This is a genomic window from uncultured Sphingosinicella sp., assembly GCF_963974575.1.
Taxonomy (GTDB): domain Bacteria; phylum Pseudomonadota; class Alphaproteobacteria; order Sphingomonadales; family Sphingomonadaceae; genus Sphingosinicella.
Genome location: NZ_CAXBBQ010000002.1, coordinates 456,331 through 473,510 on the forward strand (window position 1 = coordinate 456,331; position 17,180 = coordinate 473,510).

A 17,180-nucleotide genomic window follows, 5' to 3' on the forward strand; every position below is an offset into this window, starting at 1 on the left:
TGCATATATCGTGTAATTCTTATATTCAGTCAAGCTAATGAATGACAGGTTCCACACGGTGAGGAGGATGGCATGAGCAGACCGCGAATCGTGGTCCTCGGCGCAGGGCTCGGCGGCACCATTGCCGCCTACGAGATACAGGCAGCCGTGAAGGGCCGCGCGGAGGTCATGACGATCTCCGATAGCGAGCACTATTCCTTCATTCCTTCAAATCCCTGGGTCGCCGTGCGGTGGCGCGAACCCGAAGCCATCCAGGTCCACCTGCCGCCCATTTTCGCGCGCAAGAAGATCGGATTCACCGCCGTTGGCGCAAAGCGCGTCCACGCCGCCGAAAAGCGGATCGAGCTCAACGATGGGGAAAGCATCACTTACGATTATCTTGTAATTGCAACCGGCCCCGACCTTGCCTTCGACGAGATCGAAGGATTCGGCCCGCACGCCGGCCACACGGTATCGATCTGCCAGACAGCGCACGCCTCCGCCGCTGCGGATGCCTTCGACCGCTTCGTCGAGAACCCTGGCCCGATCGTCGTCGGCGCAGTGCAGGGCGCCTCCTGCTACGGCCCCGCCTACGAGTTCGCCCTGATCCTCGACACCGAGCTTCGCCGCCGCAAGATTCGCGACCGCGTGCCAATGACCTTCGTGACCGCCGAGCCCTATATCGGCCACCTCGGTCTCGACGGCGTCGGCGACACCAAGTCGCTGCTCGAAAGCACGCTGCGCGAACGCCACATCAAATGGATCACGAGCGCGCGCGTTGCCAAGGTTGAACCCGGTATGGTGCATGTTGAGGAGATCGCCGACGGCGGCGCCGTGCTCAAGACGCACGCCCTGCCCTTCGGCTATTCGATGATGCTGCCGGCTTTTCGCGGCGTTGCCGCCGTCAGCGGCATCGAGGGGCTCACGAACCCGCGCGGTTTCATCCTCGTCGACAAGCATCAGCGCAACCCCGCCTTCCCCGAGATTTTCGCGCTCGGCGTCTGCGTCGCGATTCCGCCGACCGGGCCGACGCCGGTTCCCGTGGGTGTTCCCAAGACCGGGTTCATGATCGAATCGATGGTGACGGCGATCGCCGAAAACCTCGCCGCGATCCTGAGTGGAGAGGAACCGACCGCCGAGGCGACGTGGAATGCCGTATGCCTTGCCGACTTCGGCGACGGCGGCGTGGCGTTCGTCGCGCAGCCGCAGATCCCGCCGCGCAACGTCAACTGGTCAGCGAGCGGCAAATGGGTGCATCTCGCGAAGATCGGCTTCGAGAAATACTTCCTGCGCAAGGTCAGGAAGGGAGAGAGCGAGCCCTTTTACGAAAAGCTCGCGCTGCATGTGATGGGCATCCGCAAACTGCGGCTGCCGCGCTGATAGAAGGAGTGACGTGATGACTCTCGATCGTGCCGTACTCATGTTCGCAGGCTTTGTCGTGTTGCTTGGGATCGCGCTGTCGCTGACCGTGCATCCGTGGTGGATCGCGCTCTCGGCGTTCGCCGGGCTCAACATGATCCAGGCGGCATTCACCGGCTTCTGCCCGGCAGCGATGGTCTTCAAGGCGCTGGGTGTCCAGCCGGGCACCGCGTTCAAATGAAGCCCGCGCAGGGTTTGCTGGCGCTCGCGCTGGCAGCCCTTCCCCTGCCCGCCGCGGCCGTGACGCTGGATGAGGCGATCACTGCCGCGCTTCGCCACGCGCCCGACATTGCCGCCGCGGATGCCGAGGCGGGCGCGGCGAAGGCGCGGCTCGATCAGGCCGAGGCCGAACGCCTGCCCACGGCGGCGATCAGCGGCACCTATGGTTTCGGCCGGCTCGATCCGAAGGACTTCTTCGGGCTCGGCTCCGAAAACGTGCGCTCCCGCGCCGCGCAGGCGACGATCGAGCAGCCGCTCTTTACCGGAGGGCGCGTCAGCGCCGGGATCGCCGGTGCGAAGGCGGGGCTTGCGGCGAGCGAAGCGGGGCGCGAGAGCACGCGGAGCCGCATCGTCGCGAATGTTGCGCGCGCTTATGGCGACGTGCTTGCCGCCGAGCGGCTGGCGGCGCTGCACGCCCGTCTCGTCGACGAGACGACCGAAATCGAGCGGCAGGCGAAACTGCGCTTCAAGGCGGGCGAGAGCCCCAGCACCGATGTTTCGCAGGCCGCCGCACGGCTCGCCGAAGCGCGCGCAGGGCTTGCCCGGGCAGACGGCATGACGGTTTCGGCGGCGGCACGCTTCCGAAATCTCACCGGTCTCGATGCCGCGGGGCTGGAGCCGCTGCCCGGCAATCCGCCACTCCCCGCGACGCTCGACGAGGCGATGGACGCCGCCAAGGCGCGCAGCCCGATGCTGGCACAGGCCGAGGCGGGGCTTCGCGCGGCGGAAGCTGCAGCCCGCGGGGCACGCGCGCAGCGCCTGCCCACAGTCGGCGCCTTTGCAGAAGCGGGTACCGTGCGGGACCAGTTCTTCCCCGATTACCGCGCGGACAGCGCCACGGTCGGCGTCCGCGCACGCTGGGAGCTGTTCAGCGGCGGGCGCGTGTCCGCAAAGATTTCCGAAGCGACGAGCGAAGTGCGCGCCGCCGAAGCGCGGAAGCGCGGGGCGGAAATGCAGATCGAGGAGGCCGTGATTGCGGCGTTTCAGGAGGTACGCACCGCGCGCCTCGTGGAAAGCGCCGCCGAGGACCAGGCAGAGGCCGCCGAACGGGCGCTTTCGAGCGTTCGGCACGAGGTTCGCGTCGGCATGAAACCGCAACTCGACCTGCTCGATGCCGAACGCGAAGCGCTGGGCGCGGGCGCCGCCGCGGTCGGCGCGCGCACCGACAGGATCGTCGCAGCGTATCGCCTGCTCGCGCTCATCGGCGGCAACTGAAACTCGACAGCACAGGAGACACAAGGATGCACAAGGACTGGCCGGAGATGGCGACCGAGCTTTCGGGCGCGATCAGGGAGGTGCGGCTCGGCAGCCCCGAAGTGATGAAGGCGTTTTCGGCAATGGCGAAGGCCGCGACCGATGCGGGCGCGCTCGATACCAAGACCAAGGAACTCATCGCACTCGGGATCGCGGTCGCGATCCGCTGCGACGGCTGCGTCGCCTTCCACGCGCAGGCCGCCGTCCGCCAGGGCGCGACGCGCGACGAAGTGATGGAGACGATGGGCATGGCGCTCTACATGGGCGCCGGCCCCAGCCTGATGTATGCAGCGCAGGCCGTGGAAGCCTACGACCAGTTCGCAGCGAAAGCCGCCGAATAAGGCGCATCCTCTAAGGGCGGCCCCGCGTCGCCCTCCCCTTAACACCCCTGGATATCGGGCAACGCCGCTTTTCCCTGCGCAAAGCGGCGTTGACTCGTGCCTCTTCGTTGAATATAAACTCAATGAGTTTAAATTCAACATTATAAAAAGGGGATACTCATGAAGGGATTTGCCCGTTTGTGGCTGGCGAGCAGCGCGCTGGCGCTGATGGCGCCGTATGCAGCGATGGCCGATGAGGTCGTGCCGGCGGACGAGATCGTGGTGACCGCGCAAAAGCGCGCGCAGCCGCTGCAGGACGTGCCGCTCAGCATTTCGGCGCTCACCGCCGAGCAGATCGAGAAGCGCGGCTTCGACGGCTTCACCGATTATGCGCGCAGCGTACCCGGCCTGTCGTTCGTGGATCGCGGATCGGGCCGCAACAAGATCACGCTGCGCGGCGTTTCCACGGGCGTCGACCAGAACCACCAGTCGCCGGTCGGCATCTATATCGACGAGACGCCGGTCAGCTTCCCGAACAACGAGCCCGACCTCCGCCTTTACGACATCGAGCGCATCGAGGTTCTGCGCGGCCCGCAGGGCACGCTCTACGGCGCGGGATCGATGGGCGGCACCATTCGCATGATCACGGCGAAGCCGAAGCTCGACCGCATCGAGGCGTCGGTCAGCGGATCGCTTTCCACCACGCGTCACGGCGACGAGAGCGTTGCGCTCAACGGCATGATCAACGTGCCGCTCGCCACCGACAAGGTCGCGATGCGCACGGTGTTCTACTATCGCAACGAAGGCGGCTTCGTGGACAACACGCAGCTCGGCAAGAGCAACGTCAACGACGCCGAAACCTGGGGCGCGCGCGTCTCGCTGAAGATGGCGCCGAGCGAGACGTTCGACGCGACGGCGAGCATCCTCCTCCAGCGTTCCGACTACGGCGGCACGCAGGAGATCGATCCGACACTCCCCGAACTCACGCAGCGACGGGCCGTCGCCGAACGGCGCAGCGACGATCTCACCGTCTACAGCCTCGTGCTCCACAATGATTTCGGCTGGGCGGATCTCGTCTCGACGACGAGCTATCTCGACCGCAAGATCAACGACAACCGCGACGTCACCGCCTTCCTCGGCGTGCCGGTTCCGGTGTGGCTGAACAATGTCGTGCCGGACAGGAACTTCGTGCAGGAAATCCGCCTCGCCTCGCCGGGCGGCGGAACGGTCGAATGGATCGCGGGCCTCTATTATTCACGCCGCAAGAATTCGCTCTACCAGCTCGCGTGGCATGGCGGCCTGTTCGGCATCCCGACGACGACACCGCTTCTCGACAGCGACATCAACAACGTAACGAAGCAGTACGCCGCGTTCGGCGAACTCAGCGTCAACGTGACCGAGGCGCTGAAGATCACCGGCGGCCTGCGCGCCTTCAAGGTGAAGGAGCGTTTCAGCAAGGTTTCGGACGGCATCATCGCCGGCGGCTTCTCTTCTGATTCGGGCGGATCGAGCGAGAGCAAGATCAACCCGAAGATCAACATCTCGTACAAGGCGACGCCCGACATCCTCGTCTACGCGCAGGCCGCGCAAGGCTTCCGCGTCGGCGGCCCGAACACGACCATCCCGCCGCTCGGCGGCGTGTCGGCGCCCGCGACGTTCGATTCGGATTCGCTGTGGAACTACGAGGTGGGCGTGAAGTCCGACTTCCTTGGCGGCAAGGCGACGTTCAACGCCGCGCTGTTCTACATCGACTGGACCGACATTCAGGTGACGGTGACGCGCCCGGACGGCTTTTCGTACGTGACGAACGGCGACAAGGCGAAGAGCAAGGGCGCCGAAGCGGAGCTGACGCTGCGCCCGGTTGCCGGCCTCGAACTCGGCGCGACGCTTGCCTACACCGATGCCTATCTCGCGGCGGACAGCGCGGGCGGCGCGGGCCTCAAAGGCGACCGCATTCCGGCGGTGCCGAAGTGGAGCTACGACATCTTCGGCCGCTACAGCTTCCCGCTGTCGGACGCGCTTTCGGGCTACATGCAGGCGAACGTCCAGCATGTCGGCGGCAGCTACAACGGCTTCCCGAGCGACGTTCCCGCGCCCGACCTTCAGCACAGCTACGAGCTTGCGAACGCGAAGATCGGCGTCGAGACCGGCGACCTCGACATCAGCCTGTTCGTGAACAACCTGTTCGACAAGCGCGCCGAGCTTTTCGTCGACACCACGCTCGGCGACCAGCGCATCAACGTCAATCGCCCGCGCACGTTCGGGATCAGCGCGAGCAAGCGGTTCTAACCTCTCCCTACTGACCTGTGGGCGCGACGGCGATAGCAGTCGCCGCGCCCAATTTTTCGCGCGGCGGGTTGGCGAGGAAGACGGCGCGGTAGGTGAGCGTCGCCAGCGCCTCGGCGAGTTGATCGCGCGACTCCACGCATTCCGCGAGATCGGGGTTCTGCTGCACGTAATATTCGTGGACGACGCCGTCCGACATCGAGCCGAGGCAATAGGCCATGAGCAGGCTCGTCTTGCGATCGAGCCTCTCGGGGCCAAGCGCTTCGGAGAGGCGGCGCGCGAAACTGTGCGTCCACTGGCGGTTCGAGGCCTTCCAGATCTCGCCGAATTCGGGAATCTCTTCGGAGGCCTGCAACATGCAGCGCATCAGCCCCGGCTGCTCCTCGAAATGGCCGATCAGGATCTTGTATTGCTCGCGCAGCGTTTCGAAGAGATCGTCGCTTGGGGTCACCTTGCGCGCCTTCGCGGTCATCTCGGCCATGTAGTCGGAGAGCACCTCGCTCGTCACGGCCTTCAGATCGGGGAAATAATGATAGAACAGCCCGACCGCGACGCCCGCTTCGCGCGTGACGTCCGCGATCCGCATCTGCCGGTAGCCAATGCGGCCCAGCACGCGGACCGTCGCTTCCTTCAGACGCGCGCGCGTTTCGACCGCTTGCTCCTTGCGGGTCAGCGCGGCCTTGCGCACCGGCGCTTTCTTGGGCCTGTCCATGGTCGTCTCCCCAGCTGTCCGCCGATCAGCTAGACTAGGCTGAACATGAATTCAATGAATTTCCTCGCAAGTCGAAGCGGGGCCGATTTCGATTGACAGCACGAGTGCTATGAATATTTACTCATTGAATATAAATTCATCGAAACTCCATGGTGGGGATCCAGTGCCGATGCGCATTCTGAAATGGCTCGCCTGTCTTGTAGCGCTTTTGGCCACACCCGCTGTCGCGGCGCCGGCCCAACCTGTTGAAGCCTGGGCCGATGCGCTGTTCCAGCCCGCGCTGAAGACACACCGCTTCACGGGCGCCGAGATTGTCGTCGTGGAAGACGGCGCGGTGACATTCGCGAAGGGATACGGCCTTGCCGACCCGGTCACCGGCCGCGCGATGGACCCGGCAGCGACCGAGGTCCGCATCGGCTCCACCACCAAGGTGATCACCGCGACGGCGATTGCTCAGCTTCACGAAAAGGGCCTGATCCGCTCGCTCGACGACCCCGCCAACCGTTACCTGAAGCGCGTGCAGCTGCCCGACTGGAAGGGCCGCCCGATCACCATCTGGCACCTGCTGACGCACCGCGGCGGTTTCGAGGACAAGGCGTTCGGACTCGGCACGGACCGCGCCATCGCGCATCCCGTGAGCGCGGACGTGATCGCCCGCGCGATGCCGAAGCTGGTGCGCGCGCCCGGCACGTGGTCGGTTTATTCAAACTTCGGCACCGCCGTGCTCGGCCTTATCGTCGAGGACGTCTCCGGCCAGCCGATCGATCGCTATTTCAAAGAGCATATCTTCGCGCCGCTCGGCATGGAGCGCTCGTATCTCAACCTCGCGCTCACGCCCTCCCCCGCACATGCGCTGCCTTATGCGACGTTCCCGAACGGTGAGCGGCAGGCGATCGGGTTCGTGCCGATGAACCCGTTCATCACGCCTGCGGGTGGCGTCAGCACAACCGGCCTCGACATGGCGCGCTTCATGATCGCGCAGATCGAGGGCGCGAACGGCAAGCCCTCGATCCTGTCGCCTGAAGGCTTCCGGCGGATGCAGACGCGGCACGTCGCCAACCACCCGGCGACGACCGGCTTCGGCATGGTGTTCATCGAAGGCAAGTGGAACGGCGCGCATGTCGTGGAGCATGGCGGCGGCTGGCCGGGTTTCCAGACCGTGATGGTGCTGGTGCCCGAGCGCGGCATCGGCGTGTTCGCCTCGATCGTCGGCGAAGGGCCGGTGGTCGATTTGACCGAACAGCTCCGCGCGCTGGTCGGCAAGACGCGGCTTGCGGCGGACCCGGCGAATCCGGTCGAGCCGGTGCTGAATTCCGCTTTCGTGCGCGAGGCCGCGCTGACGCGCTTCCTCGGCGCCTACCGGCCGGTGAAAGCCCCGGTGACGCGACCCGTAAGCGATTTCGCGGGCACCTATTGCCGCCAGCGCCGGTCCTACAGCACGGTAGAGGCCGCGTTCGACTTTCTGGGCGCGGGTTATGCGGTCATCACGGCGGCGGCAGGCGCCGACGGCACGCTCACCATTCGCGGCCTGCCCGGCTATCGGCAGGTGGCGCCCGGCGTGTTCTTCAATCCGGATGCCGCGCCGCAAGCGCTCGGCGACCCGAACACGTCGGCGCTGTTCGCCTTCACAGCCAGCAATGACAAGGCGACCGGCATGGTGCCGCTGTTGTCGGTGGACGCGTGGGAGCGGTGCAGCGACACGTGGAACCCGCGCACCCTCGGCATGATGCTGCCGGTGCTGCTCCTCATCACGTTTACCGGCATCCTCTGCCCGTTCTGGCCGGGGAGCAGGCGCGCCGAACGTCTCGCGCGCTGGCTGCCGCTGTTGCAACTCGGCACGGTCATCGCGCTGCCGCTGGTGCTGCTCGGCTTCTACGGGGCGGATGACGGCATCATGTACCATGTGCTCGAAGCGCGGCCGGGGCGCTTCATCGCCCTTGCGATCGTGGGCAACCTCGGCGCGGTCGTCGCCGTGCTGACGATCGCCGCCGCGATCACCGCGTGGCTGCGCGGCTGGTGGGGCGAAGGCCGCCGCGCCGTTTTCCGCCGCGTGCATTTCAGCCTCATCGCCATCGCGGCGGCAGGCATTCTCGCCTTCCTCGCCTCACTCAATCTTGTCGGCTGGAACCTGCCGTAATGGGAATGGACATGAAATCGAAGATCGGAAAACCGCTCGGCACCTCGCGCTGGTTCGATGTGGAGCAGGCGCTGATCACGCAGTTTTCCGCGTCCACGCTCGACAATGATCCAATGCATCTCGACCCCGCATGGGCACAGGCGAACACGCCGTTCGACGGGACCGTGGCGGCGGGGTTCTGGACCACATCGATGCTGATCACGATGTCGCACGACATCGGCTTCATCGATGCCTTCGGCGAGAGCGAAGGCGGCGCGTGGTATGCGCTGAACTACGGCTTCAACCACATGCGGCTGATCACGCCAGTGCCGGTGGGAAAGCGCATCCGCGCGCATATGAGCTTGCGTGACTTCCAGGATCGCGGCGACGGTAAGTTCCTGCTCACGATCGACGTGGAGGTCGAGATCGAGGGCGAGGCGAAGCCTGCGCTCGTGGCCGAATGGCTTGCAATGATCGTGCGGTCGTGACGCGCTAACGTGCAGGCTTGCCGGGCGGCCTCGGGCGGCGCGGCTGGCCCGGCCGAGACGGGTTCGGACGCGCCCCACCCCGCGGGCCGCCGGGGCCGCGTGGACCCGAGGGCTGCGTCGGCTGCGGACGACGCGGCGGCGGTGCAAGGTCCGGGTTCAGAACCGTGTAGCCTTCCTTCTGAAGGCGCGTGAACGCCGCGCGCACGCTCGCAAGGATCGATGCCTGCAGCGCCTGCGGAAGATCATCGAAGGTAGTGTTCGGGTGAATGGCGTTAAGGTCGCGAAGCAGCGTGTTGGGCACGCCGCCGGACGCCGTGCGCAGCGCGGAGACGCCGTCGATCACCGCTGCAACGATGGCTTCCCGCATCACTTCGGCCGCCGGTTTCACCATGAGCTTCCACTCCTGCCCCAATACCGCGAAGCGCTATACACAGCCCCGCGTGGGCACGGAACACGTAAATCCGCACGATGATGGTAGCCCCGCATTTTACGCCATTATTGGGACTTTCCGAAGAACATCAGGAGCTCGGCATTGAACGCAGGAACGACGACCCCGCCGTGACTTTCGCCATCGAAGATCTTGAGGCCCGGATAGCGCAGCCCCGGATAGGCGCGGCCGCGCAGTCGGGTTTCGAAATCGGCGAGCTGCGCCACCGGGTCCGGATTGCCGAAGCGCGCGACGATCTCCGTTTCCGCGGCCTTCAGTTCGGGCGGGAGCGCGAGCACATGGGCAAGCGTTCGTTCCTTGCCTCCGACACCGAGAAAGAGCGTCGCGCGAAGATCGCGGTGCTGCTTCGCCCAATCCCCCTCGCGCGTGAGGAGGTAACCGTCCGACCACAAGATCGCCGGGCTGGAGAGACCGTAGTAGCGGAAACTTTCGGGATGCGAGAGCAGGACGTGCAGACCGAAGAGCCCGCCGAGCGAATGGCCGACGAGCGCGGCATTCGTATTGTCCACGGGATAGCGCTGCGCGATGCGCGGCTTCAGATCAGTCTCGATGAAACGCAGGAAGGCATCGGCGCCGCCGTCCCTGATCTCCGGCCCCTCGCCCACGATCTTGCGAACGAGGGCGGCGTGCGGAGCATCGCCGGCAGGGGTGTAGTCGCGCAGACGCAGCGTGATCGTGTCAGCCATGCTCTGCACAGGATAGCCGATCCCCACCACCGCGACGGGCGGGATGTCCCCCGCGTCGATCAGGACCCGGACCATCTCGGTGAACAGTGGAAAATGCCCGTCCGCATCGAGAAGATAGACGACAGGGAGGCGCGCATCCGGAAGCGTTTCGGGCGGGATGAATACATGGATGCGGTGGTCCGCACCGCTATCGCGGGACGACATGTCGAATGTCGTGGCCGCCGCAGCGAGCGCGCTACGCGAAGGGTCCGATGCTACGGCTGGGGTCGAGGCCAGCAGCAGGATGGCCATCAGAGACGCCCGGATCATGCGCCGCTCCCCAGATCATCGATGCCTTTCGCGTCGGCATCGTGTGCGTAGAACCCCTTGTTGACGATGGTCCACGCGCCATTCCGCTCCGTGAGCGTCAGATAGTCGGTATAGTACCGTCCCCGGAACCAGTCGACGACGCGGACGATCGCAACCGGGCCGGTACGATCGAGGAGATCGATCCGCCACTCCTCGCGCGGCTCCCCGTCGTAGGGCGTTTGCAGCATCGAGACGAAGGCATCGAGATCGCGGCGGACCTCGCTGCCGTCGCGCCAACCCTGAAAGCGCGCCTCGGGATCGAAGACCTGGCGGAGCGCCGTTTCATCGCCCGCCACCATCGCGTGGTAATAGGCCTCCACCACGCCGCGGATCGCATCTTCACTCACACCATTTCTCCCGCCGCCTTGAGATCAGCCGCAAACCGCCCAGCGAGCGCGACGTCACCAGCGCCGATGTTGAGATGAAGCCCCGGCGGCTCCGTCACCGCGAGCGTGAACCAGCCGCGCCCGGCCATGCGCTGATGCACGATCTTCATATCATGGCACGGCGACGTGACCACGACGAGGCTGAACAGCGGATCACCAAGAACGGCGAAACCCGGCACGGCGTTAATCGCATCGACGAAGGCGCGGCGCGCGGCGGAAAGATCGTGCGCGAGCCTGCGATAGCCGTCGATACCCAGATAGCGCGTGACCGCCCATGCCGATGCGAACGGCGCGCCCGGCGCGGTTCCGGCGAGCGTTTCCGTCGCCATCGTCGGCAGCGGGTGATCCGAATAGACGAAATCGATCGCTTGCGCGGACTCATCAGCAAGCAGAAGCACTGACGCGCCTTTTGCGGCGTAACCGTGCTTGTGGAAATCGGCGGACATCGACGAGACGCCGGGCACGTTCAAGCCGCAGGGCGGAATCGCCTCTCCGTTCATGCGCTGGAACGGCGCGAGAAAGCCGGACATGCAGGCATCGACGTGAAGCCAGAGACCACGTTCCCGCGCGAGCGCGCCAAAGGCGGCGACATCATCCTCAAGCCCATAGGCATAGGACGGAAACGAAACATACAGCATCCGTGTCGCAGGCGTGATCGCCGCGGCCATGGCCGCGAGGTCGGCGCAGTGATCCGGCCCCACGGGAACACGAATGAGCCGCGCCCCCAGAAGCGCCGCCGCCTTGTCGATGCACGGATGCGCGGACCATGCGGCCACGATCTCTGGCACGCTATCGGCCGGTTCCGTGTTCTGCAGGTAGGCGCGGAGGGCAAGGATCACACTTTCGGTGCCGCCCGAGGTGAGCCTCGCCGTCGTACCCTCCGGCGCTTCCAGCAGTTCGAGCGTCCATTGCTGCAATTCAGTTTGCATCTGCCTTATGCCCGGCGGCTGCGGCAGGCCGGGATAGGAGGAGACGCGGCCGGCATGAGCGAACATGCCATACGCCTCCGCGGCGATCGCCGAGACGTCCGGCGCCGCGAAAAAGCGCCGGGCGAATCCGATGTCCCGTACCGCATCGGCGTCCTGCAGTGCGAAGCTGCGAAGCCGCTGGCTGACGGCATCGGCGGAGAGACCTTCCGACGCCAGGGAAATGCGATCAGACATGAAACGGGCCTTGTGTGGACACCGCGCTCCGGCGACGCAAAGACATCTCCGGAGCGCGGGTGCGACTAGAAGTTGAACGATAGCTCGACGCCGTAGGTACGCGGCGGCTGCAGGAACGCGACAGTGAAGAGGCCGGGCACGTTCGTCGCGTAGGACGCGACGGTCTCGTTCGTGAGGTTTCTGCCATAAAGGCTGAGCGACCAGCTGCCGTCGGCGGCCTTCACGCCCACCTTGCCGCCAAGCCACCAGTACGCGCCCTGCCGCGAAGCATCGGGTGACCCTGCGAGCAGCGCATAACTATCCCGCCAGCTCGCTTCGCCGAAGGCAAACACGTTCAGCGCTTCGGTGACCGGCTGATCGAAGGACAGGCTCGTGTTGATGCTCCACGGCGAAGTGTAGGCCGGGCGCAGGCCCTTGTTCGCGCCGCCGGTGATTTCCGAATTGATGTAGCCGACGCCAAGCGACCAGGTGAGCTCCGGCGTCAGCACCGCCGCAGCATCAAGCTCGAAACCATAGGTGCGGACGCCCGGCTCGTTTGCCGTGACATAGCGGAATGCCGCGGAGTCGTAGATCAGCGTCTGCTGATCTTTCACCTTCATGTAGAAGTTGGTGAGATTGAAGCGCAGCTTGCGATCGAACAACATGCTCCGAAGGCCGAGCTCGAAGGAGTCGATATATTCGGGCTTCACGCTTCCGCCAGAAAAGCCGGAATTGAAACTGGCATTGAAGCCGCCGCCCTTGAAGCCATGCGCGTATTTCGCGAACGTCGAAACATCGTCCGTCCAGTCGACCGTGAAGGTCAGGTCGCCGGTCAGCGCCTTGTCGGTGACCTTGTTACGCGTCGTGCCGAGATCGACCAGCGCACCGAATTCCGTCGGTGCCGGATCATCCTGCGTCAGCATATCGACATAATCGCCGAAAACGGGGTCGGTGCCATCGATACCGAGTGCTTCCAGAACGCGGATGCCCCGCTTGTTGATCGTGTAGCGAAGGCCGCCCGTTACGCTGAAACGATCGCTGAAGTGATTGGTCGCCGAACCGAAGGCCGCGTAGCTCTTCGTCGTCGAGCGGGAATCGTCGATCGTGCTTGCGCCTGCGATCACGCTTCCGGTGTTCACGCCGAACAGGAAGTTCTGATAGTTCTTCAGTGTATCCCGGTAATAATAGAGCCCGGTGAGCCAGGTGAAATTTCCGCCCGAGGGCGACGCCAGGCGCACTTCCTGAGAGAACTGGTTCTGCTTCTGGTCGTTGCGCGCCGTCGCCACGAAGGTTCCCGCGCCCGACGGCCCCCAGTTAAGGTCGGGATCGGCCTCCTGGATCGCCGAAACGTTATAGGCACGCGCGCTGGTGATCGATGCGAGTGTCATCTCGTTCGGGAATGTATAATAGATGTTGAGCGCGCCGCCGCCGACTTTGCGGAAGCCGTTATTCCAGACATCTCCGAACATCTCGCGAGAGGTGATGTCCGGCGTCAGCTTCACGATGTCCGGCGGGCCGTAGTAGCCGTGAGAATCGTGGTTGTCGTAGTCGTCGTAGTCGCCCGTCAGCAGAATGGTGAGGTCGTCGGTCGGGCTGAACGCGAGCTGGCCGCGGAACGACCACGCGTCCGTGCTGTCGAGCGGCTTGTCGAGCGAGACATTCCGGCCGTAGCCATCATTCCTGATCCGGGCGATGCCGATCTTTCCAGCGAGCTTGCCCGGTACGATCGGACCGCTGACGACCCCCATCGCGGTCAGCTCATCGTAGTTTCCGTAGCTGATCTTGCCCTTGACCTTGAAGTCGTCGGAGGGGCGCTCGGTGACGATATTGATCGAGCCCGCCGTGACGTTGCGTCCCTGCAGCGTGCCTTGCGGTCCGCGCAGCACCTCGACGCGTTCGATATCGATGAGGTTCGTCGTGAATCCGGCCGCGCGGCCGATGTAGACATCATCGAGAATGACCGCGACGCCCGTTTCGAAACCGGGGGCATTGTCGGCCGAGTTGATGCCGCGAATGCTGATCGAGGTGCTGAGCGTCGTCAGACGGCTGAAGTTGAGGTTGGGGATGCTGTAGGACATGTCCTGCACATTGTTGAAATTGTGCAGTTCGATCGATTCTGAATCAAAAGCCGTTACGGAGATCGGCACGTTCTGAAGAGATTCCTGCTGCTTGCGCGCCGTGACGATGATTTCTGGAAGCGCAACGACGGCTTCGTTCTCCGCCGCGAGAGCCGGGCTGCAGAATGCCGCCATGGCTATCGCAGGCAATGCCCCGGCGAAAAGCGCCTGCCGGAATTTTCTGTTGTGGATCATGGTTTCCCCCTTTTTGGGTTCAAGTTGAATTCGTCTTATGCTGCAAGCGCGGCCGAGGTTCGTCGCGGATCACCGCAGGCGAAGGCTTCTCCGTTCTCCGAGATGTGAATGGCTTCGAACGCGCCGTGCCGCGAACTCCACGGGTTGACGCGCTCGACCAGAATCCCGGCCGCTTCGGCCGCGCCGATCAGAGAGTCGCCGAGATCGGTTTCGACCGTCATGCGATACTGGGCGTCGACAAGGCCGCCGAACGACGGGCGCTCAATACTCTCCGCAAGCGGCATACCGAAATCGACGATGTTCGTGATGTTCTGAACAAGGTTGCAGACGAGGCTCGTGCTCGGCGAGCCGCCCGCGAGAAAGGGTCGCCCGCCGCGGAACATCATGCTCGGGCAGATGAGCACGGTGACGCGGTCGCCCGGCTTTGGCATCGTGTTCAGGAAATGATTGCCGGGGCCGCAGATGCTGACGCCGTGCACGAACAGCCCATTCGCCCAGGGCAGCGACAACGTGGAATGCAGCGCGGTCGCGATGTTGCCGGCGCGGTCGATAACGGTGAGGTGACAGCTCCCGGGACCGTGCGGCGCGGCGCGCGGCGCGGGCGCGGCACCCTTCAGAATCTTCGCATAACGTTCCGCCGCATAGGCCTTCGAGGCAATGCGTTCGACATCGAGGGGAGACGATCGCGGATCGCGATATGTCATGCCTGTGACAAGCACGTCGCGCGCAGCGAGCATCATGCGCTTCAATGTCTCAGGAGATTCGCTCGCCGGGCCATGCTTGCGAATATCCATCAGCTCGACCAGGTTGAGCATCTCGATGAGATGCAGCCCGCCCGTGTCCGGCGGCACCGATCCGAGGATTTCGAGATCGCGGTATTGCCCCTTGACCGGATCTTCCCAGCGCACCTGATATGCGGCGAACTCCTCGGGCGTGAGAGCACCGCCCGCCGCATTGACGGTCGCGCAGAAATCCTTCGCGAAACCGCCGGTGTAAAACCATCGGCTGCCCTCTTCACCGAGCCGCTGCAGTGTTTCGGCCGCGCCGGGTTGAACGAGCTTTTCACCGGGATTGAGGATCGCCCGGCGCGGCATGAAGATCGAGCGCCCTTCAGCGGTGCGCGCGAGCATGGCCTGGCGGCTATACACCTCCCCCCAGAGCGAGGGGTGGCAGGCAATGCCGTCTCGCGCGAAACCGATTGCCGGTTTCAACAGGCGCGCAACGGGCATCGTTCCGAACGTGGACGCCGCCGCCTCGAACGCCGCCCAGAAGCCCGGCACACACGCCATGCGACCCGTCGCCGTATCCGCCTCAGTCAGAACGGGGGCGAGGCTGCGCGGCGCGTTGACGTTGCCGTTGAGGTAACGGGTCCGGCCGGTGGCGGCATCGTGGTACATCATCGACATGCAGCCGGTGATGGTGGTCAGATGCGGTTCGATCACGGTCTGTGCCGCCGCCGCCGCGAGCAGGGCATCGCAGGCGTTGCCGCCCTCGCGCAGAATCCCCACGGCAACCTCCGTGGCCCAGGGATGCCCCGTGATCGCAAGGCCATTGCGGCCCCGCGCCGGCGTCTTCCTGCCGAAGGCGCCGCTGGACATATCCGCCTCCCCGCCGCTTGCGGCAACACGCGCGCCGGAACCCTGCGCGGCACGCGGCAGCACAAGCCCCGCAGCGGCAGCTGAAGCCAGAAGACCGCGCCGTCCGATCTGAACCAAATCCATTCCCCCTGCACCACACGGGCCATGGATTTCATCCACCACCCGACACACAGGAAGGCTATCGACACGCCGCCCAACCGGAATGACCTATCGTTACTACTTTTTGACAATGCGGAACCTACCGCCTGAAACGCAGAAAAATCACCGAAATTTCAGCCGCATACATGGGAGGCGCAGTGACCTGCGGCTCCGTCCCGACGGTATCGGGAGGGCTCGCCATGCACGATCATGCATTATAGTATCCGCATCAGAACAGGTGACCGAACACACCGGCACGGGGGCGCGAACATGCAGCAAACAGTGATGCCGCCCGGCGGGGAAAGGCCATTCTACCGGAAGGCCGACAGCCCAGAGCATTTCCGCTGCTTCAGCAAAAGCGCGCTCGTCGATGCCGTTGCACAGACCCGGGGCACCGACCTCGTACCGTTCGAAGCCGCGTGCGAACGCATCGCGCTTGCCTATTCCGAAGGGATGCCGATGCAGGGAGAACAGGAAATCCTGTTCTTCGCGAACGATCTCGGCCTCGTCACCTCCGATGTCACCTACGACCGCGAGTTCGATTACGATTTCGTTTTCGAGAACCTGAGCTTCATCCAGTTCCGCTTCGAAGGCCGCTCGTTTGAAGATGCCGGAACGGACGAGGCGCTGCTCGTGCATCGGCCAGGCTTTTCCGTGTCGTCTGCACCCACGGGCCATGAAAGGCGCAGCCGCATGTTGCTCTCGGAGCCCTGGCGCACGGTTACGCCCTTTTTCGGCTGGGAGGCGGCGGAACGCCTGCTCGAGGAGGAAGAGGGAGATCTGCAGCAGGCCGCTCACGCCTTCCGCCGTTGGCAGGCGCGGCACGCGCAGGTGAACCACCCGCTGACGCCAGCGATGTCGGATGCAGCGCACGCCGTGCGGACCTGCAAGTTCACAGGCTCGCTGCGCCGTGCCTTTCTGGAAGCAAAAACGGTGGAGCTGCTCTGCCTCGCCATCGCCTTCATCAACGATGGCATCCATGACCGGCAGGATGTCCCGCTCTCCCGGCGCGACCAGACACGGCTGGACGATGCGCGCGATATCATGGACCGGAATTTCGCGAACCCGCCGACCCTCTCGGTGCTCAGCCGCATGGCCGGGCTCAATCGCCGCAAGCTGACGAGCGGTTTCCGGAGCCGGTTCGGAACCACCGTCCTTAAATACTGCGTGGATCGGCGCATGTCGCACGCGCGCGAACTTCTGGAGAGCGGCGAATCCATTGCCGACGTCGCGGAAAAAGTGGGCTACGCGGACCAGACCAGCTTCAGTCGTGCGTTCCGCCAATTCCATGGCCGCCCGCCGAAATATTTCCAACCGCAGCCGTGAGAC

Annotated in this window: 15 protein-coding genes; 8 read left to right on the plus strand and 7 right to left on the minus strand. The window is 64.7% G+C overall.

Annotated elements, in window-relative coordinates:
* The first annotated feature begins 72 nt into the window (after positions 1-72).
* From AAC014_RS05255 to AAC014_RS05275, 5 genes are all read left to right on the plus strand, one after another.
* On the plus strand, positions 73-1,359 hold the full coding sequence (locus tag AAC014_RS05255; protein ID WP_339705052.1) for an FAD-dependent oxidoreductase: 1,287 nt from the start codon (positions 73-75) through the stop codon (positions 1,357-1,359).
* A 16-nt stretch (positions 1,360-1,375) separates the two neighbouring features.
* Positions 1,376-1,579, plus strand: coding sequence for a DUF2892 domain-containing protein (locus AAC014_RS05260; RefSeq protein ID WP_339705055.1), 204 nt, complete (start codon positions 1,376-1,378; stop codon positions 1,577-1,579).
* A complete protein-coding gene (locus AAC014_RS05265) occupies positions 1,576-2,832 on the plus strand; it encodes a TolC family protein (RefSeq protein ID WP_339705058.1) in 1,257 nt (418 codons plus the stop codon). Before AAC014_RS05260 ends, AAC014_RS05265 begins: the two co-directional genes overlap by 4 nt.
* A gap of 26 nt (positions 2,833-2,858) precedes the next feature.
* The gene (locus AAC014_RS05270) at positions 2,859-3,212 is read left to right on the plus strand and encodes a carboxymuconolactone decarboxylase family protein (protein WP_339705061.1); all 354 of its coding nucleotides are present in this window, start codon (positions 2,859-2,861) and stop codon (positions 3,210-3,212) included.
* A gap of 159 nt (positions 3,213-3,371) precedes the next feature.
* Positions 3,372-5,480 carry a TonB-dependent receptor gene (locus AAC014_RS05275; protein WP_339705064.1) on the plus strand — a complete coding sequence of 703 codons (2,109 nt, stop codon included), beginning with the start codon at positions 3,372-3,374 and terminating at the stop codon, positions 5,478-5,480.
* 7 nt (positions 5,481-5,487) lie between these two features.
* Here the strand turns inward: AAC014_RS05275 and AAC014_RS05280 are convergent, their stop codons facing one another.
* Entirely contained in the window at positions 5,488-6,189 is a 702-nt protein-coding gene (locus tag AAC014_RS05280) for a TetR/AcrR family transcriptional regulator (RefSeq protein ID WP_339705068.1), read from the minus strand.
* A gap of 169 nt (positions 6,190-6,358) precedes the next feature.
* Between AAC014_RS05280 and AAC014_RS05285 the strand changes: the two genes are divergently transcribed.
* Complete coding sequence (locus AAC014_RS05285) at positions 6,359-8,326, plus strand: serine hydrolase domain-containing protein (RefSeq protein ID WP_339705071.1); 1,968 nt, start codon at positions 6,359-6,361, stop codon at positions 8,324-8,326.
* A gap of 11 nt (positions 8,327-8,337) precedes the next feature.
* On the plus strand, positions 8,338-8,793 hold the full coding sequence (locus AAC014_RS05290; RefSeq protein ID WP_339705074.1) for a MaoC family dehydratase: 456 nt from the start codon (positions 8,338-8,340) through the stop codon (positions 8,791-8,793).
* Positions 8,794-8,797: 4 nt separating this feature from the next.
* Here AAC014_RS05290 and AAC014_RS05295 read toward each other — a convergent pair whose 3' ends face one another.
* From AAC014_RS05295 to AAC014_RS05320, 6 genes are all read right to left on the minus strand, one after another.
* Positions 8,798-9,184, minus strand: coding sequence for a hypothetical protein (locus tag AAC014_RS05295; protein ID WP_339705077.1), 387 nt, complete (start codon positions 9,182-9,184; stop codon positions 8,798-8,800).
* Between the two features lie 104 nt (positions 9,185-9,288).
* A complete protein-coding gene (locus AAC014_RS05300; protein WP_339705080.1) occupies positions 9,289-10,236 on the minus strand; it encodes an alpha/beta hydrolase-fold protein in 948 nt (315 codons plus the stop codon).
* Positions 10,233-10,622, minus strand: coding sequence for a nuclear transport factor 2 family protein (locus tag AAC014_RS05305; protein ID WP_339705083.1), 390 nt, complete (start codon positions 10,620-10,622; stop codon positions 10,233-10,235). Before AAC014_RS05305 ends, AAC014_RS05300 begins: the two co-directional genes overlap by 4 nt.
* Entirely contained in the window at positions 10,619-11,824 is a 1,206-nt protein-coding gene (locus AAC014_RS05310) for an aminotransferase class V-fold PLP-dependent enzyme (RefSeq protein ID WP_339705086.1), read from the minus strand. The genes AAC014_RS05305 and AAC014_RS05310 overlap by 4 nt, the downstream gene beginning before the upstream one ends.
* 65 nt (positions 11,825-11,889) lie before the next feature.
* The gene (locus AAC014_RS05315) at positions 11,890-14,115 is read right to left on the minus strand and encodes a TonB-dependent receptor (RefSeq protein WP_339705089.1); all 2,226 of its coding nucleotides are present in this window, start codon (positions 14,113-14,115) and stop codon (positions 11,890-11,892) included.
* 35 nt (positions 14,116-14,150) lie between these two features.
* Entirely contained in the window at positions 14,151-15,836 is a 1,686-nt protein-coding gene (locus tag AAC014_RS05320) for a gamma-glutamyltransferase (RefSeq protein WP_339705112.1), read from the minus strand.
* A 285-nt stretch (positions 15,837-16,121) separates the two neighbouring features.
* On the opposite strand from AAC014_RS05320, the gene AAC014_RS05325 reads away from it, so the two are divergent.
* On the plus strand, positions 16,122-17,177 hold the full coding sequence (locus tag AAC014_RS05325) for an AraC family transcriptional regulator (RefSeq protein ID WP_339705115.1): 1,056 nt from the start codon (positions 16,122-16,124) through the stop codon (positions 17,175-17,177).
* Positions 17,178-17,180 lie beyond the last annotated feature (3 nt).